This window comes from Variovorax sp. Soil_C_26 (assembly GCF_057657075.1).
Map to the genome: position 1 here is coordinate 67047 of NZ_JBDGJC010000005.1, position 20040 is coordinate 87086.

Below are 20040 nucleotides of genomic sequence, written 5' to 3' on the forward strand. Positions count from 1 at the left end.
CCTCTTAACCTGGGAAATTCTCGGGGATTTTCGCTTTGCTGCGCGCTTCGGCCGCCGAAATGGCATTGCGGCGCACGAGGTCGGTCAGGTTCTGGTCCAGCGTCTGCATGCCCGCGCCCTGGCCGGTCTGGATCGCCGAATACATCTGCGCCACCTTGGCCTCGCGGATCAGGTTGCGGATGGCCGGCGTGCCGAGCATGATCTCGTGCGCCGCCACGCGGCCCTGGCCGTCCTTGGTCTTGCACAGCGTCTGCGAGATCACGGCCTGCAGCGATTCCGACAGCATCGCGCGGATCATCTCCTTTTCCTCGCCCGGGAACACGTCGATGATCCGGTCGATGGTCTTGGCGGCCGACGAGGTGTGCAGGGTGCCGAACACCAGGTGGCCGGTCTCGGCCGCGGTCATCGCGAGGCGGATGGTCTCGAGGTCGCGCAGCTCGCCCACCAGGATCGCGTCGGGGTCCTCGCGCAGCGCCGAGCGCAGCGCGTTGGCGAACGACAGCGTCATCGGCCCGACCTCGCGCTGGTTGATCAGGCACTTCTTGGATTCGTGCACGAACTCGATCGGGTCTTCCACCGTGAGGATGTGGCCGTACTCGTTTTCGTTCAGGTAGTTGACCATGGCGGCCAGCGTGGTCGACTTGCCCGAACCCGTGGGCCCCGTCACCAGCACCAGGCCGCGCGGCTTGAGCGCCAGATCCGCGAAAATCTTCGGTGCATTGAGCTGCTCGAGCGTCAGGATCTTCGAGGGAATGGTCCGGAACACCGCCGCCGCGCCGCGCGCCTGGTTGAACGCGTTCACGCGGAAGCGCGCGAGGCCGTCGATCTCGAACGAGAAGTCGACCTCCAGGAACTCTTCGTAGTGCTTGCGGTGCGTGTCGCTCATGATGTCGTACACCATGGCGTGCACCGCCTTGTGGTCGAGCGCGTCGACGTTGATGCGCCGTACGTCGCCGTGCACGCGGATCATCGGCGGCAGGCCCGCGGACAGGTGCAGGTCGGAGGCCTTGTTCTTGACGCTGAATGCCAGCAGTTGGGTGATGTCCACGGGGTCCTCGGTCGGGTTCGGTGACGTTTTGATACGATTTTTCCTGGGCGATTATGACGATGATTGGCGACGACCTCCAGCAAGTAAGGAACCGGATCGAAAGGGCATGCGCGGCCGAGGGGCGCGATGCGGCCGAGGTCCGGTTGCTGGCGGTGTCGAAGACCTTCGGCCCCGAGGCCGTGCGCGAGGCCTTCGCGGCCGGGCAGCGCGCCTTCGGCGAGAACTACGTTCAGGAGGGGCTCGACAAGATCGAGGCGCTGGCCGACCTGCGCGCCGAGCTCGAATGGCACTGCATCGGCCCCCTGCAGAGCAACAAGACGCGGCCCGTGGCTGCGCAGTTCGACTGGGTCCACAGCATCGACCGGCTGAAGATCGCCGAGCGGCTTTCTGCGCAGCGTCCGGCGCATCTGCCACCGCTGAACGTCTGCCTGCAGGTGAACGTGGACGGCGGCGCCAACAAGTCGGGCGTGGCGCCGGACGAGGCCTTGCCGCTCGCGCGCGCTGTGGCGGCCTTGCCACAACTGAGGCTGCGCGGGCTCATGGCCATTCCCGAACCGGCAAGCGATGTCGCCGCGCAGCGCGACCTGTGCCTGCGCGCCCGTGCCGTTTATGACGCCCTTCGCGCAGCGGGCATCGGGCTCGACACGCTCTCGCTCGGCATGAGCGCCGACCTCGAGGCGGCGGTGAGCGCCGGCAGCACGATGGTGCGCATCGGCACGGCGATCTTCGGCGGCCGCGCGCGCAAGGCGGCCTGAGCCGCTAGCGCCACTACGCCGCCAGCGGCAACCGCGCGCTGCTCTTCACTTCTTCCATCACCGCGTAGGTCCGGGTCTCGCGCACGCCGGGCAGCTGCCACAGCACGGTGCCTGCGAACTCGCGGTAGGCGGCCATGTCGGCCATGCGCGTCTTGAGCAGGTAGTCGAAGCCGCCCGCGACCATGTGGCATTCCATGATCTCGTCGCGCACCTGCACCGCGGCCTTGAACTGGTCGAACACGTTGGGCGTGGTGCGGTCGAGCAGCACTTCGACGAACACGGTGAAGCCGCGGCCCAGCTTGTGCGGGTCGAGCCGGGCCTCGTAGCCCTGGATGAAGCCCTCGCGTGTGAGCCGCTGCACCCGCGCAAGTACCGCGGTGGGCGAGAGCGCCACCGCTTCGGCCAGCTTGAGGTTGGTGATGCGGCCATCCTGCTGAAGAATCTTCAGCAGGCGGAGATCGATGCGGTCGAGGTCTGGCATCCGAGAATTATCCGGTTGAAACCTTATTTTTTCGCAGAAGATTCGGCGTATGTCGAAAGACTATAGGGGATACCTTCAAGGAATCGCCATGCACTTGCCCATCCCTTACCGCCCCGAGTCCGAGGTCGTCGCCGACCGGCTCGCGGCCCTCGAACACGCGCTCGACTGGCATGCCGCCGCGGCCTTGGCCACGCCCTGGGTCGAAGCGGTGCGGCGCCATCCGCCGCCGTTCTGGGCCATGGAAAGCCTGCTGCGCGAATACCCGATCTCGAGCGCCGAGGGCCTGGCGCTGATGCGGCTGGCCGAGGCGTTGCTGCGCGTGCCCGATGCCGCCACGGCGATCGCGCTCACGGCCGACCAGCTCGGCCGCGCCGATTTCGAGGGCGCGGCCGACTCCACGCTCTCGCGCCTTTCGTCGGCGGCCATCGCCATGTCGAAGAAGTTCCTGCCCGAGGGCAACCATCCACCGGGTCTCATGGCCAAGCTCGGGTCGCGCACGGTGGTGGCGGCCACCCTGCGTGCGGTGCAGCTGCTCGGGCGGCAGTTCGTGCTCGGCCAGACCATTGCCGAAGCGCTCGGCGAGGCACGCGCCGCGCACCGCAAGCAAGATGCCCTGCGCTTCAGCTACGACATGCTCGGCGAGGGCGCGCGCACCGACGCCGATGCGCTGCGCTACCTCGAAAGCTACGCCCGCGCCATCGCGGCGATCGCCGCCGGCACCGACGCCGCGGCCACGCCCGAGCGCAACGACGGCATCTCGATCAAGCTCAGCGCACTGCATCCGCGCTACGAAGAGGCGCAGCGCGAGCGCGTGCTCGACGAGCTGGTGCCGCGCGTGTGGCGTCTCTGCGAACTCGCGGCCGCGGCCAACCTCAACCTGACGATCGATGCCGAAGAGGTCGATCGGCTGGAACTCTCGCTCGACGTCTTCGAGGCCCTCGCCGCGCGCGTGGCGTCCGCACACCCGCAGTGGCAGGGTTTCGGCCTGGCGCTGCAGGCCTACCAGACGCGCGCGCTCGAACTCGTCGCGCATGTCGCGGCGGTGGCGCGCCGGCATGGGCTGCGCCTGATGTGCCGGCTCGTGAAAGGCGCCTACTGGGACGCCGAGATCAAGCGCGCGCAGGAGCTCGGCCTGCCGCACTACCCGGTCTTCACGCACAAGCACCACAGCGACATCAGCTACCTGGCCTGCGCGCGCGCGCTGCTCGCTGCGCCCGACGCGGTCTACCCGCAGTTCGCGACCCACAACGCGGGCACCATCGCCGCGATCCTGCAGATGGCCGAAGCGGCGGGCGCGCCCTTCGAGCTGCAGCGCCTGCACGGCATGGGCGAGGGCGTCTACCGCGAAGTGATGAAGCAGCACCCGGGCGTCGCCGTGCGCGTGTACGCGCCGGTGGGCCAGCACCGCGACCTGCTGGCCTACCTGGTGCGACGCCTGCTCGAGAACGGCGCCAACTCCTCGTTCGTGAACCAGCTCGGCGACGACGCGGTGCCGGTCGGCGAACTGCTGATGTCGCCGCTGCACATCGCGCACGACAACCCGCTGCTGCCGCTGCCGCCCGCGCTCTTCGGTGCGCCGCCGGCCCGGCGCAACAGCGACGGCGTCGATCTTGCGGTGGCCTCGATGCGCGCGCCGCTGAGCGCAGCGCTGGCGACATGCCGCGTTCCCGGCGTGGCCGAATACGATCCCGCGCGCGTGCCCCAGGCCGTGGCCGCCAGCGCGGCGTGCTTTCGCGACTGGCGCCAGACCCCCGTGGCCGCGCGTGCCGCGATGCTGCGGCAGGCGGCCGATGCGCTGCAGCAGGCGCTGCCGCGGTTCTGCGCACTGCTGGTCAAGGAAGCCTTCAAGACCTGGGGCGACGCGGTCTCCGAGGTGCGCGAGGCGGTCGACTTCCTGCGCTATTACGCCGACGAGGCCGAACGCATCATGCAGCCCGTGGTGCTGCCCGGGCCCACGGGCGAGCGCAACGAACTGTGGCTCATCGCGCGCGGGCCATGGGTGTGCATCAGCCCGTGGAATTTCCCGCTCGCGATCTTCACGGGGCAGGTCGCGGCCGCGCTCGCCACCGGCAACACCGTGCTCGCGAAGCCGGCCGAGCAGACGCCCGCCGTGGCGCGCGAAGCCGTGGCGCTGCTGCATGCGGCGGGCGTGCCGGCCGATGCGCTGCAGCTGCTGCACGGGCCCGGCGAGACGGTGGGCGCTGCGCTGGTGGCGGCGCCCGGGGTGGCCGGCGTGGTTTTCACCGGCTCGACGCAGGTGGCGCGCACCATCCACCGCGCGCTGGCCGCCAAGGACGGCCCGATCGTGCCGCTGATCGCCGAGACCGGCGGCATCAATGCGATGCTGGTCGACTCGAGCGCGCTGCCCGAGCAGGTGGCCGACGCGGTGGTGCAGAGCGCGTTCCGCTCGGCCGGCCAGCGCTGCTCGGCGCTGCGGCTTCTGGTGCTGCACGAAGGCATCGCGGATGCAGTGATCGAGATGGTCTGCGGCGCGGCGCGCGAACTTGCGGCCGGCGATCCGGCGCTGCTGTCGACCGATGTCGGCCCGGTCATCGATGGCGAGGCCGCGGACAACATCCGCCGCCATCTGGCGCGCCTCGATGCGCAAGCCAGGCGCCTGTACCCCGCGGCGTCCTCGGCGAAGGCGGCGGAGGGAGAGTGCGGCAACCTGATCGTGCCGCATGCCTACGAGGTGCCGGCGATCGATGGCGTGACCAGCGAGATCTTCGGCCCGGTGCTGCAGATCGCGCGCTGGGGAAGCGGCGCGCTGGCGGACCCCGCGGCGGTGATCGAGCAAATCAACGCGCTCGGCTACGGCCTCACGCTCGGCATCCAGACCCGCATCGACTCGCGCGCGCAGGCGCTGGCGGCGCGCGCGCACGTGGGCAACGTCTATGTCAACCGCAACATCATCGGCGCGGTCGTGGGCGTGCAGCCCTTCGGCGGCGAGGGCCTGAGCGGCACCGGCCCCAAGGCCGGCGGGCCGCACTACCTGTACCGTTTCTGTGCCGAGCAGACCGTCACCGTCAACACCACGGCCGCGGGGGGCAATGCCGCGCTGCTCAGTGCGCCAACTGAGGCGGCCCAAACCGCTCTTGCATAACCGCTTTCGCCGCGTGCATAAGTCATGGCGCGGCGGTCGCGGGAGGTCTATCGTGGCGGGATCCGTTCAACCAAGGTGTCTCCATGAGTGAAAAGCTCTCCTTCGTCAGCCCGACCGCCAACAGCCCCTGGGGCACGTACCTCTCGCAGGTCGACCGCGTGGTGCCGTACCTGGGCCCGCTGGCCCGCTGGGTCGAGACGCTCAAGCGCCCCAAGCGCGCGCTGATCGTCGACGTGCCGATCGAGATGGACGACGGCACCATCGCCCACTTCGAGGGCTACCGCGTGCAGCACAACATGAGCCGCGGCCCGGGCAAGGGCGGCGTCCGCTTCCACCCCGACGTCACGCTCGAGGAAGTGATGGCCCTGTCGGCCTGGATGACCATCAAGACCGCCGCCGTCAACCTGCCCTACGGCGGTGCCAAGGGCGGCATCCGCGTCGACCCGAAGAAGCTCTCGCAGCAGGAACTCGAGAAGATCACGCGCCGCTACACCAGCGAGATCGGCATCATCATCGGCCCGCACACCGACATCCCCGCGCCCGACGTGAACACCAACGCGCAGATCATGGCGTGGATGATGGACACCTACTCCATGAACGTCGGCGGCACCGCCACCGGCGTGGTCACCGGCAAGCCGCTGCACCTGGGCGGCTCCCTCGGCCGCGTCAAGGCCACGGGCCGCGGCGTGTTCGTCACCGGCCGCGAAGCCGCGCGCCGCCTCGGCCTCGACTTGCGCGGCGCGCGCATCGCGGTGCAGGGCTTCGGCAACGTGGGCTCGGTCGCGGCCGAACTCTTCGCGGAAGCCGGCGCCAAGATCGTGGCGGTGCAAGACCACACCGGCACCATCGTCAACCCCAACGGCCTCGACCTGACCCGACTGGTGCCGATCTCGCGCACCGACGGCGTGGTCGGCTTCCAGGCCGGCGGCGACATCGTGCCGAACGAAGACTTCTGGGGCGTGGCCTGCGACATCCTCATTCCGGCCGCGCTCGAGGGCCAGATCACGGCCGAGCGCGCGAAGACCACCACCGCCAAGCTCGTGCTCGAAGGCGCCAACGGCCCGACGGTCCCGATGGCCGACGACATCCTCGCCGAGCGCGGCGTGCTCGTGGTGCCCGACGTGATCTGCAATGCCGGCGGCGTGACCGTGAGTTACTTCGAGTGGGTGCAGGACTTCTCGTCCTTCTTCTGGGACGAGGACGAGATCAACGTGCGCCTCGACCGCATCATGATGAATGCGCTCAACCACATCTGGGACACGGCCGACAAGCACAAGATCACGCTGCGCACTGCAACCTATGCGGTGGCCTGCGAACGCATCCTGACGGCTCGCCAGGAACGCGGACTCTATCCTTGACCCACCCCCGTAGCGGCTCGCTTCGTGTAGCCGCCTCCCCCTCAAGGGGGCAACACCAGCGGCCCGGCAAAGCCGGTTCCGCGGTGTTCCTGGTACGCCCTCTCGATAGGCTTGTGGCCCGGCCCGGTTAGGATTCGCGGCCCATGCCGACCACCCTCATCCGTTCTTCCGCTGTTGCTTCCTTCTGCGCCTTCCGCCGCCCGGTGCTCGTTCTGGGGCTGCTGGCCGCGCTGCTCGTCGCGGGCTGCGGCAGCAGCGCGTCGCGCCGCACGTCGTACGCGACCGAGGAGTTCGACTCCACCACCACCCACACGCGCACCTACCCCGCGACCGACGCGCAAACCTGCGAGGCTGCGCGCCGCGCGCTCCTGAGTCAGGGCTACATGGTGCTGGCGGCCAATGCCGACCTCGTGACCGGGCGCAAGAGCTTCCAGCCGGCGCCCGAGGTGCACGTCGAGGTCGAGTTCCGCGTGGTCTGCGCTCGCGAAGGCGGCCGTGCGGGGCGGCAGCAGAGCACCGTGGCGTTCGCGACCGCGCTGCAGGACCGCTACGGCATCAAGAAGGTCAACAACTCGGCGAGCGTCGGCGTGGGTGCCATCGGCTCGCTCTCGCTGCCGTTCGGCGGCAGCGACGACGCGATGGTCAAGGTGGCGAGCGAAACCCTGACGGACGAGCGCTTCTACGACCGCTTCTTCACGCTGGTCGACCGCTTCCTGCAGGGCGGCGGCCCCGACGTGCCGCCCGATTTGCCGTCCGGCGACAGGCCCGCGGAGGCGCCGGCGGCCCCGGCCACCACCTTCCCCGTGCCGCCATCCCCGAACCGCGGCTGACGCGGCTCCGGCCTGTCAAATCGCCCCACTAGAATCGTTGAGACAAGAAAACAAGCAAGTATTCAACCGCTTTCTGGAGGGGTCCATGGAAGGGCAGACGGAGGACGCGCGCTACGCGCCGCCGCAGTCGCACGTCGAGGACGTGGTGCTGCCCGGCGACGCGCAGCCGGGTGAGCTTGCATCGCGCGGCAAGCGATTTCTCGCAGCCATGCTCGACGGCGGCATCGCCGTCGGCGTGATCTGGCTGCTGTCGGTGCTCACGCCGATCAACGTGTGGGACGACGACGGCAGCAGCCTCTGGGAACCCCAGCTTTTCGGCGCCCTCGTGGGCTTTCTGACCTACGTCGCGCTGCACGGCTACCTGCTCGCGGCCCGCGGCCAGACCATCGGCAAGGCGATTTTGCGGATCCGCATCGCACGCCCCGACGGCAGCAAGCCGTCGCTGGGCCGCATCCTCGGCCTGCGCGAGAGCCTGCAGTTCCTCACGGCCGTGATCCCGATGGTCGGGCAGATCTTCGTCATCGTCGATTGCCTCTTCATCTTCCGTGCATCGCGCCGCTGCCTGCACGACCAGATCGCCGATACCGTCGTACTCCAGGCCTGAGAAGGTCGGGTGCCGCCTGTGCGACTCGACACGCTCTACACCGCCGAAACACCCGAGGGCATCGCGCTGTCGCTGCGGCCCGCCGGACTGGTGGCGCGCGGGCTCGCCTACCTGATCGATTTCGCGATCCGGCTCGGCATCTTCGCGGCGATCGCCATGGCCGTCGGCCTGCTCGGCAAGATGGGCGCCGGCATCCTGCTCGTGAGCTACTTCTGCCTCGAATGGTTCTACCCCGTGGTGTTCGAGCTCACGCGCGCGGCGGCGACGCCCGGCAAGCGCGTGATGGGCCTGCGCGTGGTGATGGACTCCGGCCTGCCCGTCACGCCTGCCGCCGCGCTCACGCGCAACCTGCTGCGCGCGGCCGACTTCGTGCCGTCTTTCTATGGCGCCGGCATCGTCTCGATGCTCTGGCGCGCCGACAGCAAGCGGCTCGGCGACCTCGCTGCCGGCACGCTGGTGGTGTTCGGCGATCCGGTGCGCCTGCATGGCGAAGTGCCCGCTGCCGAAGCGCAGGCACCGGCACGGCCGCTGTCGGCGCGCGAGCAGCTGGCGGTGGTCTCCTGGGCCGGGCGCGCCACGCGGCTGACGCCCGAGCGCCTGGACGAGCTCGCGCGCGTGGCCGAACCCGTGCTGGCGCCCGGCGCGGCCGGCGCCAGCGCGTCCGAGCGGCTGCTCGGCGTCGCGCAGTGGGTAATGGGACGCCGCGGAGGCGGGCGATGACGCCGCTCGACTTCGAAGCCGCGTACGCGCCGCTCTGGGCCGAGCTCGAGGCCGTCATCGCCACGGCCGACAAGAAGCGCCGGTTCGACGGCGCGCGCCTGGCCGCGCTCTACCGCCGCGTGTGCGAGCACCTCGCGCTGGCGCAGGCCCGGGCCTATCCGATTCACCTGACCGAGCGGCTCGAAAACCTCACGCAGGACGCGCACCGGCTCATCTACCGCCGGCACGACTACGGGCTCGCGCGGCTCGGCCGGCTCGCGCTGGTCGACCTTCCGCAGGCGGTGCGCGCGCACCACGCCTACCTGCTCGCGGCCACGCTGATGTTCCTCGTGCCGCTGCTGGTGGCGGGCTGGGCGGCCTGGCGCGACCCAGGCTTCATCCTGCACCTGCTCGATGCGCGCGACGTCGAGGAGTTCGACGCGATGTACGGCACGCAGGCCGAAGCGCTCGGGCGCACGCGCGGCGCCGGCGACGACTGGCAGATGTTCGGCTACTACGTCATGAACAACATCGGCATCGGCTTTCGCTGCTTCGCGGCCGGCATCTTCGCGGGCGTGGGCAGCGCCTTCGTGCTGGTGTTCAACGGCACGCAGATCGGCGCGGTCGGCGGCTACCTGATCGGCGCCGGGCATGCCGGGAACTTCCTTTCCTTCGTCGTCACCCATTCGGCCTTCGAGCTCACGGCGATCGTGCTGGCCGGCGCGGCGGGCCTGCGGCTCGGCCACTCGTGGCTCGCCCCCGGGCGCCACACGCGGCTCGAAGCGCTGCGGCTGGCCGCGCGCGATGCGGTGGTCGTGGTCTACGGCGTGCTCGGACTGCTGCTGCTCGCCGCGGCGGTGGAGGCCTTCTGGTCCTCGGCGCGGTGGTTCGCGCCGGCCGTGAAGTACGGCGTCGGCGCCGCCTGCTGGGCGCTCGTGCTGGCCTACTTCGGCTGGCAGGGCCGGCCGCGCAGGGAAGCCGCCCCAAGGAGCCGCGATGCAGGTTGACGGCCTCGCGATCATGCTGCGCCCCCGGTCGATGGCCGAGGCGTCGGACCTCGGCGCCGCGCTCGTGCGCCGCCACGCGCGCTCGGTCTGGGGCACCTTCTTGCCGGTGTACGCTGTGGTGGTGGTGCTCGCGCTCTGCACGGTCGAGATCGCGGGCTGGCTGCCGAGTCTCGTCATCTTCTGGCTCAAGCCCTGGCTCGACCGCAGCCTGCTGTTCGTGCTCTCGCGCGCGGTGTTCGGGCAGGAGACGCGCTGGACCGACCTCTGGGCGCGGCGCGGGCAGGTCTGGGGCGGCCAGTGGTTTCGCACGCTCCTGTGGCGGCGCTTCTCGCCCTGGCGTTCGTTCACGCAGGCGGTCGACCAGCTCGAAGGGCAGCGCGGCAGCGCGCGCCGCAAGCGCCGTGCCCAATTGCTGCATGCGCGGCGCGGTACAGCCGGCTGCATGCAGCTGGTGTTCGCCCATGTGGAGATGGCGCTCTGTTTCTGCCTTCTGTCTCTGCTGCTGTGGTTCGCGCCCGAAGGCGATGCGAGGGACGTCATGGACTGGCTCGTGAATTCTGCCGGTACGGGCGAGAGCCTGCTGGTCGCGGCCGCGTACGCGGTGGTGGTCGGCGTGCTCGAGCCTTTCTACGTCGCGGCCGGTTTCGCGATGTACCTGAACCGGCGCGTGGAACTCGAGGCCTGGGACATCGAGCAGGAGTTCCGGCATGGCTTTCGCTGACCTCCGGCCGCGGCTCGGTGCCGGCGTGCTGGCCGTGCTGTGCGCATGCGCCATGCCTCTGCCCGCCGTGGCCGCCGCACCCGCACCGGCCGCCACGCGCGAGCAGGTCGGCGCCGCCGTCGAGCGGCTGCGCGCCGACCCCAACCTGCCCGGCACGAAGACCGAGAAGAAGCTGCGCTTCAAGGACCGCGGCGAGGAAGACGACAAGGAAGACGAAAAGGCCGATGACGGCAGCATCGACTGGCTGCGCGATTTCGCGAAGGCCGTCGCCGAAGGCGCGCGCTGGCTCGTGTGGGGCCTGGGTGCGCTCGCGCTGGCCTGGCTGGTGTTGCGGCTGCGGCGCTGGACGCAAGTGCGCGCGGCCGGCGGACGGCTGCCCGGCGACACCTTGCCGAGCCATGTCGGTAGCCTCGACATCCGGCCCCGGAGCCTGCCCGACGACATCGGCGGCGCCGTGGCCGCGCTCTGGCAGCGCGGGCAGCACCGGCCGGCGCTGTCGCTGCTGTACCGCGGCGCCCTGTCGCGCCTCGTGCATGTGCATGGCGTGCCGGTGCGCGCCGCCAGCACCGAGGGCGAGTGCGTGGCGCTCGCGGCCGCGCGGCTGCCTGCCGCGGCGCAGGCCTTCCTGGTGCGGCTGGTCGATGCCTGGCAGCTCGCGGCCTACGGCGGGCGCTTGCCCGCGACCGCGCAGGTGCTGGCCGTGTGCGGCGAGTTCGACCGCCATCTGGGTGCCGGGGCGGATGCCGCGGCACCGGCGCCCGGCGAGGTGCCGCACCGATGAACCCCTGGATGGCGCGCATCGCGGCCGTGCTGGTGCTGGCGCTGTTCGGTGGCTGGCTGGTGTCCGCCACCGAGTGGGCCGACACCGAAGTGCCGACGCCCGCGACAGGCGAGGCCAAGACCAACTCGCTCTACGCGGTGCAGGGCCTGCTGCGCGCGCTCGGCGCCACCGTCGTCCAGCGCAACAGCCTCGACGCGATGCCGCCTGCGAACGCGCGGCTGCTGCTCGGTTCGAGCCACTGGGACCTCTTTCCCGAGCGCGCCGAACGGCTGCGCGACTGGGTCGAGCAGGGCGGACACCTCGTGATGCCCGCTCACCTGGTGCGCGACGAGATGCTCGAGGACTGGATACCGCTCGCCGAGGAAGACTGGGCCCGGCCCGAGCGCGCGGACGACGAGAAGAAGACGGAGAAGGCCGCGGCGCCGGCGAAGCAGTCCAGGGCCGCGCGCGCCGACCGCGCCCGGCGCGCGAAAGACGCCGATTGCCACGCGGTGATCGAACCCCACAGCGTGCCCGCGACGTTCCAAGGCGGCCGCAGCTTTCGGATCTGCGCCGCCTGGACCGGCGCGCAGTTCGTGGCGGCCGACCCGGCCGACCCGCCGCTGTGGGCCGTGCAGGCGCCGCGCGGCACCGAGGCGATCCGCGTGCGCGTCGGCCGCGGGTCCGTCACCGTGTTGCCCTGGGGCTTGCTGCACAACAGCCATCTGCTGCGGGCCGACAACGCACTGGTTGCAGTAGCCGCGCTCCAGGCCGGCGCCGGCAGCCAGGTCTGGTTCGTCACCGAGGAGGCGCGCGAGCCGTTCCTGAAGTGGCTCTGGCAGAAGGGATGGGTGGCGCTCGTCGCGGGCCTGCTCGCGTTGGCGGTGGCACTCTGGCGCGGCGCGGTGCGCTTCGGTCCGCTCGCGCCCGCGGCCGGCACGCACCGGCGTTCGATGGCGGAGCAGGTGCGCGGCACGGCTGCGTTCCTGCACATGCACGGCAACGGCGCGCTGCATGCGGCGCAACTGCGCGCGCTCGACGAATCCGCCCGGCGCCACCTGCGCCAGCATGCGCAGCGCGATGCCACCGCGCGTGCGGAAGCGATCGCCGCGGCCACGGGCATCGATGCCGCCCGCCTCGGCCACGCGATGGCGGTGCGCGAGCGCGGCCCCGACGCGATGGCGCTCGACCTCGAAGTGCTGGAGCAAGCGCGCCGCCGCCTCGACGCGCACGCAGCCGGCGCCCGCACGTCGACTTCGACTTCGACTTCGACTTCGACTTCTTCTTCGTCCTTCCTTCCCTGATCCCGAACCGAGAGCAACCATGCAAGCCATTTCCCCCGAAGAACTGACGCGCGCGACCCAGTGGCTGCAGGCGCTGCGCACCGAGGTCGGCCGCGCCGTGGTCGGCCAGATCGAGGCCGTCGACCAGGTGCTGGTGGCGCTCGTGGCTTCGGGCCACGTGCTGATCGAAGGCGTGCCCGGGCTCGGCAAGACCCTGCTCGCGCGTGCGCTCGCGCAGGCCATGTCGCTGCGCTATGCGCGCGTGCAGTTCACGCCCGACCTGATGCCCTCGGACATCACGGGACATTCGGTGCTCGATCCCTCGGCGCCGGGCGAGGGCGGCATCGGGAGGCTGCGCGTGCACCAGGGGCCGGTGTTCACCCATCTGCTGCTGGCCGACGAGATCAACCGCGCGCCGGCCAAGACGCAGAGCGCGCTGCTCGAGGTGATGCAGGAATACCAGGTCACGCTCGAAGGCCGGGCCATGCCGCTGCCGCGGCCCTTCATGGTGTTGGCCACGCAGAACCCGATCGACACCGAAGGCACCTATCCGCTGCCCGAGGCGCAGCTCGACCGCTTCCTGCTGAAGATCGACATCGGCTATCCGAGCCACGGCGAAGAGAACGCGATCGTGCAGCTCACCACGCTGCAGCGCGCGGGCAACCAGTTTCCGCTCGATGCGGTGACACCCTGCCTCGACGAGGCGCAGGTGCTCGAGCTGCAGCGGCTCGCGTGCCTGGTGCAGGCCGACGAGCGCGTGATCGACTATGCGGTGCGCATCGCGCGCGCCACGCGCGACTGGCCCGGCCTGTCGTCGGGCGCCGGGCCGCGCGGCACCATGGCGCTGGTGCGTGCCGCGCGCGCCGCCGCGCTGATGGCCGGGCGCGACTTCATCACGCCCGACGACTTGGCGCGCCAGGCGCTGCCGGCGCTCAGGCACCGCGTGACGATCTCGCCCGATGCGCAGCTTGAGGGCACCAGCGTCGATGCGCTGCTCCGCGCGGCGCGCGATAGCGTAGAAGCCCCGAGGCTGTGAACCACCGGACACCATGACGCGTGCCGTCCCGATCCCCGCGCGCGCCCTCGTCTGGGTGCTCGGCGGCGCGGCCGTGGCCGCGGCGCTGGCCCTGCTGCTCGGCATGCCGATCGACGGGGTCGCCACGGCGGCCGGTTTGCTGCTGGGGGCCGGCGCGCTGGGCGTGGGCATCGATCTCTGGCGCAGCTGGCGCCTGTGGCGCGCGGCGCCATTGCGCGTCGAGCGCACGCTGCCGGGCGCCTTCTCGATCGGCGTGCCCACGGTGTTGACCCTGACGCTCGTCAATGACGGTACGCATGGCTGGCAGGTGTCGGTGTTCGACGAGGTGGACGTGCATTTCGCGTTCGAAGGGCTGCCGCAGACGGTGACCGTGCCGCCGGCCGCGCGCGTGACGCTGCGCTACACGGCCACCGCCACGCTGCGCGGCGTGGCGCAGTTCGGTGCCACGCAGCTTCGCTGGCGCACGCGCGCCGGCGCGTTCGAAATGCGGCAGGCGCTCGGCGAGCCGCGGCGCGTGCGGGTGTATCCCAACTTCGCGGCGCTCGCGCGCTACGCCTGGCTTTCGGGCGACCGGCGCCTGGCGCAGATCGGCATCAAGACCTATGCGCAGCGCGGTCTCGGCACCGACTTCCGCCAGCTCGCCGACTACCGCACCGGCGATTCGCTGCGCCACATCGACTGGAAGGCCACGCTGCGCCATCGCCGGCCGATCGTGCGCGAATTCCAGGACGACCGCGACCAGTGCGTGTTCTTCCTGCTCGACTGCGGCCGCCGCATGCGGGCCGACGAGACCGGCACCGCGGCGCAGGCCGGCAGCCATTTCGACGAGGCGCTGAATGCGCTGATGCTGCTGAGCTACGTGGCGCTGAAGGAGGGCGACGAGGTCGGCGCCATGACTTTCGGCTGCGCGCCCGCCGAGCGGCGCGACTTCGCGCCGCGCAAGGGCACGGCCACGCTCAATGCGCTGATGAACCGGCTGCACGATATTCAGCCCGGCGCCACGCATTCGGACTACCTGCTCGCGGCGCAGCAGCTGCTCGCCGTGCAGCGGCGGCGCGCGCTGGTCATCGTGCTGACCAACTTCCGCGACGAAGATGCCGCCGAGCTGCGCCCCGCGGTCCGGCTGTTGCGCCGCCAGCACCTGGTGCTGGTCGCGAGCCTGCGCGAGCGGGTGCTCGGGCGCATCGCGGGCCAGCCGATCGCGCGGCCGCAGGATGCGGTCGAAGTGGCCGCGGCCCACCTGTTCGAGCAATCGCGCCGCGACGCCTTTGCGCGCGTGGTCGGCAACGATCCGCTGTCGGTCGATGTCGAGCCGGCCGGGCTGGCGGTCGCATTGGTCAACCGCTACCACGCGGTCAAGCGGGCGGGCCTTCTGTAGCGTGCCCAGGCACAACGTTTTCATCAACCAAGAGGAGAAGAACCATGTCCGAACCAGCAGTCAATCCGTATGCCGCCCCGCGCGCCGCGGTGGCCGACGTCTACGACGGCGACCCTGGCGTGCAGCCCGTCAAGCTGTGGTCCGCCAAGGGCCGCATCGGGCGCGCGCGTTTTCTCGCGTACACCTTCTATTCGTACCTTCTGTTCATTGCGGCGGCCTTCGCGTTCGGCGCGGTCATCGGGTTCGCGGGCGCCGGCGAGTCCGAAGGCGCCATCGGGCTCATGACCCTGGTGATTTCCATTCCCTATTTCGTGTTCTACGTGCTGATCGGCATCCAGCGCTCGCACGACATGGACTGGTCCGGCTGGATGCTGCTGCTGGCGCTGATCCCGCTGGTGGCACTCATCTGGGTCTTCAAGTCGGGCACCCAGGGCAGCAACCGCTTCGGCGCGCCGCCGCCGCCCAACACCACCAGCGTGCTCATCGGCGCATGGCTGCTGCCGATCCTCGTCGTCCTCGGCATTCTGGCCGCGATCGCGCTGCCGGCCTACCAGCAATACGCCAACCGGGCAGTCACTTCGCAGGTTGAGCAGCGGCCCTGACGCGCACCGGCCTCAGCGCACCAGCGTCGACTTGCCGAACAGGCTCTGCAGCAGCTCGACCGCGACCTCGGCGGTCTGGTTGCGCACATCGAGCGCGGGATTGAGTTCGACGATGTCGGCAGAGCCGAGGCGGCCGGTGTCGGCGATCATTTCCATGCACAGCTGCATCTCGCGGTAGGTCGGGCCGCCGCGCACGCCCGTGCCCACGCCGGGCGCGATGCCGGGGTCGAGGCAGTCGAGGTCGAAGCTCACATGCAGGTGGGTGTCCTCGTCCACGTCCTGCAGCGCCTCGGTCATGGTGGTGCGCATGCCGTGCTCGTCGATGTGGCGCATGTCGAACACATGCAGGCCGAGCGTGCGGATTGCTTCCTTCTCGTCGGCATCGACGCTGCGGATGCCGATGAAGCGGATCGCGTCGTGCTCGACCGCCGCGCGCTCGCCGCTCCAGCCGGTGAGCGCAGCCGGGCCGTGCCCCAGCAGGCACGACACCGGCATGCCATGCAGGTTGCCGCTCGGGCTGGTGGTCTCGGTGTTGACGTCGGAGTGCGCGTCGAGCCACAGCACGCGCAGTTTGCGTCCGCGCTTGCGCGCATGCCACGCGACGGCGCTGATCGAGCCGATCGCGAGGCAGTGGTCGCCGCCCAGCATGAGCGGCACGTGGCCGGCACCGAGTGCGGTGTCGATGGCGGCGTACACCGAGCGGTTCCAGGCGATCACCTCGTCGAGGTGCCGCAGACCGTTGGCCGGCAGCGTCCACGGCGTGGCCGGGCCCGCGAGGTTGCCGCGATCGATCAGCTCGAAGCCCTGCGCGGAAAGCGCCTCGGGCAGGCCCGCCACGCGCAGCGCATCGGGACCCATGCCGGCACCGCGCACGCTGGCGCCCACGTCGGTCGGTGCGCCGATCAGTTCGAGTACGGTGGCGCCGCTGCTGTTGCTGCTCGTCATGCCGATCGCCCGATGTGCTGCCAGAGAAAGGCGTAGCCCAGCGCATCCATGAAGGCCGCGGCCTTGTTGTCGGCCGCCGCGCTGTGGCCGCCTTCCATGTTCTCGTAGAACGCGGTCTGGTGGCCCATGGCCGCGAGCTTCGCGTGCATCTTTCGCGCATGGACCGGGCCCACGCGATCGTCGCGCGTCGAGGTGGTGAAGAGCGCGGGCGGGTACTTCGCGCCGGGCTTCGCGTTCTCGTAGGGCGAGAGGGCCTGGAGCCAGGCCCATTCGGCGGGGTCGTCGGGGTCGCCGTACTCGGCGATCCACGAAGCGCCGGCCGACAGCTGCGTGTAGCGCCGCATGTCGAGCAGCGCCACTTCGCTCACGATGGCGCCGTAGAACTGCGGGTACAGCGTGAGCATGTTGCCCATCAAGAGCCCGCCGTTGCTGCCGCCCATGGCGCCGAGGTGCGCCGGCGAGGTGATGTTGCGTGCGATCAGGTGCTCGGACACGGCCGCGAAATCCTCGCAGGTGCGAAGCCGGTTCTGCTGCAGCGCGGCCTGGTGCCAGCGCGGGCCGTACTCGCCGCCGCCGCGGATGTTCGCGACCACGTAGACGCCGCCGCGTTCGAGCCATGCACGTCCGATGCTGCCGCTGTAGCTCGGCTGCAGCGAGATCTCGAAGCCGCCGTAGGCGTACTGCAGCGTCGGGTTGCGGCCGTTGGCCTGCAGGTTCTTCGGCGCGATCTCGAAGTAGGGCACGCGGGTGCCGTCCTTCGAGGTGGCGAAATGCTGGCTCACGCAGAAGCGCTCCGCGTCGAAGAAGGCGGGGCTGTGCTTCAGCGGCGCGGGCTCGCCGCCGCCGACGGTGCCGATGTAGAGCGTGGTTGGTTGCAGGAAGCCGCTCACCGTGAGGAAGTAGTCGTCGTTCTCGTCTTCGTCGATGCCGCCGGCCGCGATGGTCGACAGCGCCGGCGCACCGCCCAGCGGCTCGCGCCGCCACGGCGTTTGGCCCGGTTGCGGCGTGAGCACCTCGAGCTTGTTCACCACGTCGTGCATCACGTTGAGGATCAGGTGGTGGCGGGTCCACGAATAGTCGTCGAGTGCGGTGGTCTCGCCGGGCTCGAACAGCACCGTGAGCTCGCGCCGGCCCGCCATCCAGTCGTCGAAGCGCGCGGCCAGCAGCGAGCCGGGTGCATGGGTGGTGCTGCCCACGGTCCAGGGGCTGCGCGGCTCCACGAGCATCCACTCGCGCGTGATATCGGTGTTCGCGTCGTCGGGCACGTCGATCTTCACGAGCCGGCCGTCGCGCGTGCGAAGCCAGGTCTCGCTGTCGTAGAAATCCATCTGGCGCGAGACGAAGTCGCGCTCGAAGCCGGGCGTGGTGTCGCGCCAGGCACTGGCCGTCATGTCGTCAGTGCCGGCCTCGTAGACGGTCTGGGCGCTGGCCAGCGGCGTGCCGCGGCGCCATTCCTTCACGATGCGGGGATAGCTCGAGGTGGTCATCGAGCCCGGGCCGAAATCGGTGGCCACGTAGAGATGGTCGATGTCCTTCCACGCGACGCTGCTCTTGGCCTCGGGCAGTTCGAAGCCGCCGGCCACGAACTGCTTGTCTTCGAGATCGAACTCGCGCACCACGTCGGCATCGGCGCCGCCGCGCGAGAGCGACAGCAGGCAGCGCCGGTAGCCGGGCTGCAGGGTGTCGGCGCCGTGCCAGACCCAGTTCTCGTTCTCGGTCGCCGCGAGCGCATCGAGATCGAGCACGGTCTCCCACGCGGGCTGCGGCTTGCGGTATTCGTCCAGCGTGGTGCGGCGCCAAAGCCCCTTGGGGTGCTTGCGGTCGCGCCAGAAGTTGTAGAAGAAGGGCCCGATCTTGCGCACCATCGGAATGCGGTCGTCGGCATCGAGCACCTCGAGGATGCCCTCGGCCATGCGCTCGAATTCCGGCGATGCCGCATAGCGCTGCACGGTGGCCGCGTTGTGCTGGCGGGCCCATTCGAGCGGCTCGTGGCCGTCGATGTCCTCGAGCCAGAGGTACGGGTCGGATGGCGCGGGCGAAACGGGAGAGGTCATGCGCGCAGTGTACGAAGCCTGCGCCAAGACCATGCCTTGCGCGGGTTTTCAGCGTCCGGGGCGCACCATCTTGCAGTCGGTGCCCTGCGCCAGTTCGTTGCCGGTGTAGACCGCGTCGGTGCGGAAGCCGTAGTCGGTGCCTTCCCAGCCCACCTTCACGGCCTTGCCGTCGACCGGTGCGATGGTGTTGACCACCTGCGGCAGCAGCAGCTGATGGTCTTCGGCGCGCATGCGCACCGGGCCCACCACCGAATCGAAAGTCATGTCCTCGAGCGCGCTCGCCACCTTCACGCTGTCGGTGCTGCGGGCCTTGTTGATGGCGGCGGCCAGCATGCGCGGCGTGAGGTCGATGCGCGGCGCGAGAAAGTCCTTGCCGGTCTTGGCCTTGTAGGCCTTGGCGAGCGCTTCGGCGCGCGGCGTGTCGGCCTGGCCCGGGTGCCATTCCGCGACCCAGGTGAGCTGCCCTGTCTTGGCCTGCGACACTGCGAGCACCGTGCCGGGCACCGAGCCCGCGCTGTGGTTGAAGTAGCGCAGGTTGTAGCCTGCGTCGCCCGCGGCCTTCAGCAGCAGGGTCATGTCCTGGCCCCAGTTGCCGGTGATCACCGAATCGGCGCCGCTCTGGCGAATGTTCGCGATGTAGGGCGAGAAGTCCTTCACACGGCCGATCGGGTGCAGGGTCTCGCCGACGAACTTCACGTCGGGCCGCGCCAGGCCCACCATCTGGCGGCCGTAGCTGGCCCACTGCTTGCCGTGGGCGTAGTCCTGGTTCAGCAGGTAGATCTTCTGGACGTCGGGCGTCTTCTTGATGTAGTTGGCCAGCGCCTTCATCTTCATCGCGGTGTTGGCCTCGGTCTGGAAGTGCCAGAAGCTGCAGTTCTTGCCGGTCATCTCGGGATCGACCGACGAGTGGTTCAGCACGATCAGTTCCTTGCCCGGGTTGCGCTGGTTCCAGCGGTTCGCCGACTGCACGAGCGCGGCGACCACAGACGACCCCGAGCCGCCCGTGATGATGGCCTTGGCGCCCTGGTCGATCGCGGCCTGCAGCGCGCTCTGGCTCTCCTGCGCCGAGAGCTTGCTGTCGAACTGCAGCAGTTGCAGCTTGGTGCCGCCGAGCACGCCGCCCTTGGCGTTGATCTCTTCCACGGCGAACTGGATGTGCGTCAGCATCAGTTCGCCGACGTTGGCGAAGGGCCCAGACAGCGGATCGATGTAGGCGACCTTGTAGGTGGCGTCCTGCGCCTGGGTCGTGCCGGCGAGGGCCATCAATGTGGCGAATGCGACAGGGGCGAGGCGTGCGGTCTTCGGTGTCATTGCTGTTTGTCTCCCATGGTTGTCAAGAAAAACACTTCGCGGCAAAGCCGGCGGCCTCCGCGCCT

At 70.1% G+C, this 20040-nt stretch carries 18 protein-coding genes; 13 read left to right on the forward strand and 5 right to left on the reverse strand.

Features of this window, described 5'->3' with window-relative positions; translation table 11 throughout:
* Positions 1 to 4: 4 nt before the first annotated feature.
* Positions 5 to 1048 (reverse strand): type IV pilus twitching motility protein PilT, encoded by a 1044-nt coding sequence (locus AC3A6G_RS16065; protein WP_487862516.1) that lies wholly within the window; start codon positions 1046 to 1048, stop codon positions 5 to 7.
* 53 nt (positions 1049 to 1101) lie between these two features.
* Between AC3A6G_RS16065 and AC3A6G_RS16070 the strand changes: the two genes are divergently transcribed.
* On the forward strand, positions 1102 to 1803 hold the full coding sequence (locus tag AC3A6G_RS16070) for a YggS family pyridoxal phosphate-dependent enzyme (RefSeq protein WP_487862517.1): 702 nt from the start codon (positions 1102 to 1104) through the stop codon (positions 1801 to 1803).
* 13 nt (positions 1804 to 1816) lie between these two features.
* On the opposite strand, the gene AC3A6G_RS16075 is transcribed toward AC3A6G_RS16070, so the two are convergent.
* Complete coding sequence (locus tag AC3A6G_RS16075; protein ID WP_487862518.1) at positions 1817 to 2284, reverse strand: Lrp/AsnC ligand binding domain-containing protein; 468 nt, start codon at positions 2282 to 2284, stop codon at positions 1817 to 1819.
* An 88-nt stretch (positions 2285 to 2372) separates the two neighbouring features.
* On the opposite strand from AC3A6G_RS16075, the gene AC3A6G_RS16080 reads away from it, so the two are divergent.
* From AC3A6G_RS16080 to AC3A6G_RS16135, 12 genes are all read left to right on the forward strand, one after another.
* The gene (locus tag AC3A6G_RS16080) at positions 2373 to 5387 is read left to right on the forward strand and encodes an L-glutamate gamma-semialdehyde dehydrogenase (RefSeq protein WP_487874034.1); all 3015 of its coding nucleotides are present in this window, start codon (positions 2373 to 2375) and stop codon (positions 5385 to 5387) included.
* 83 nt (positions 5388 to 5470) lie between these two features.
* Positions 5471 to 6745, forward strand: coding sequence for a Glu/Leu/Phe/Val family dehydrogenase (locus AC3A6G_RS16085; protein WP_487865566.1), 1275 nt, complete (start codon positions 5471 to 5473; stop codon positions 6743 to 6745).
* Positions 6746 to 6888: 143 nt separating this feature from the next.
* Complete coding sequence (locus AC3A6G_RS16090) at positions 6889 to 7575, forward strand: DUF2242 domain-containing protein (RefSeq protein ID WP_487862521.1); 687 nt, start codon at positions 6889 to 6891, stop codon at positions 7573 to 7575.
* Positions 7576 to 7660: 85 nt separating this feature from the next.
* Positions 7661 to 8179 carry an RDD family protein gene (locus AC3A6G_RS16095; RefSeq protein WP_487862522.1) on the forward strand — a complete coding sequence of 173 codons (519 nt, stop codon included), beginning with the start codon at positions 7661 to 7663 and terminating at the stop codon, positions 8177 to 8179.
* Between the two features lie 9 nt (positions 8180 to 8188).
* Entirely contained in the window at positions 8189 to 8899 is a 711-nt protein-coding gene (locus AC3A6G_RS16100) for an RDD family protein (protein WP_487862523.1), read from the forward strand.
* Positions 8896 to 9885: a stage II sporulation protein M gene (locus tag AC3A6G_RS16105; protein WP_487874035.1), complete on the forward strand. Its 990-nt coding sequence runs from the start codon at positions 8896 to 8898 to the stop codon at positions 9883 to 9885. Before AC3A6G_RS16100 ends, AC3A6G_RS16105 begins: the two co-directional genes overlap by 4 nt.
* Entirely contained in the window at positions 9875 to 10606 is a 732-nt protein-coding gene (locus AC3A6G_RS16110; RefSeq protein WP_487865568.1) for a hypothetical protein, read from the forward strand. Before AC3A6G_RS16105 ends, AC3A6G_RS16110 begins: the two co-directional genes overlap by 11 nt.
* On the forward strand, positions 10593 to 11387 hold the full coding sequence (locus AC3A6G_RS16115) for a DUF4129 domain-containing protein (RefSeq protein ID WP_487865569.1): 795 nt from the start codon (positions 10593 to 10595) through the stop codon (positions 11385 to 11387). The genes AC3A6G_RS16110 and AC3A6G_RS16115 overlap by 14 nt, the downstream gene beginning before the upstream one ends.
* A complete protein-coding gene (locus AC3A6G_RS16120) occupies positions 11384 to 12670 on the forward strand; it encodes a DUF4350 domain-containing protein (protein WP_487874036.1) in 1287 nt (428 codons plus the stop codon). Before AC3A6G_RS16115 ends, AC3A6G_RS16120 begins: the two co-directional genes overlap by 4 nt.
* 19 nt (positions 12671 to 12689) lie before the next feature.
* Complete coding sequence (locus AC3A6G_RS16125) at positions 12690 to 13685, forward strand: AAA family ATPase (RefSeq protein WP_487862528.1); 996 nt, start codon at positions 12690 to 12692, stop codon at positions 13683 to 13685.
* A gap of 13 nt (positions 13686 to 13698) precedes the next feature.
* Positions 13699 to 15063 (forward strand): DUF58 domain-containing protein, encoded by a 1365-nt coding sequence (locus AC3A6G_RS16130; RefSeq protein ID WP_487862529.1) that lies wholly within the window; start codon positions 13699 to 13701, stop codon positions 15061 to 15063.
* A 44-nt stretch (positions 15064 to 15107) separates the two neighbouring features.
* Positions 15108 to 15665 (forward strand): DUF805 domain-containing protein, encoded by a 558-nt coding sequence (locus AC3A6G_RS16135; RefSeq protein ID WP_487862530.1) that lies wholly within the window; start codon positions 15108 to 15110, stop codon positions 15663 to 15665.
* 12 nt (positions 15666 to 15677) lie between these two features.
* Here the strand turns inward: AC3A6G_RS16135 and rocF are convergent, their stop codons facing one another.
* From rocF to AC3A6G_RS16150, 3 genes are read right to left on the reverse strand one after another with little or no spacing between them, the layout of a single operon-like run.
* A complete protein-coding gene (gene rocF, locus AC3A6G_RS16140; protein ID WP_487862531.1) occupies positions 15678 to 16610 on the reverse strand; it encodes an arginase in 933 nt (310 codons plus the stop codon).
* Positions 16607 to 18664, reverse strand: a complete 2058-nt coding sequence (locus AC3A6G_RS16145; protein ID WP_487862532.1) for a prolyl oligopeptidase family serine peptidase — start codon at positions 18662 to 18664, stop codon at positions 16607 to 16609. Before AC3A6G_RS16145 ends, rocF begins: the two co-directional genes overlap by 4 nt.
* Positions 18665 to 18712: 48 nt before the next feature.
* Positions 18713 to 19975 carry a branched-chain amino acid ABC transporter substrate-binding protein gene (locus AC3A6G_RS16150; RefSeq protein ID WP_487862533.1) on the reverse strand — a complete coding sequence of 421 codons (1263 nt, stop codon included), beginning with the start codon at positions 19973 to 19975 and terminating at the stop codon, positions 18713 to 18715.
* Between the last annotated feature and the right edge of the window lie 65 nt (positions 19976 to 20040).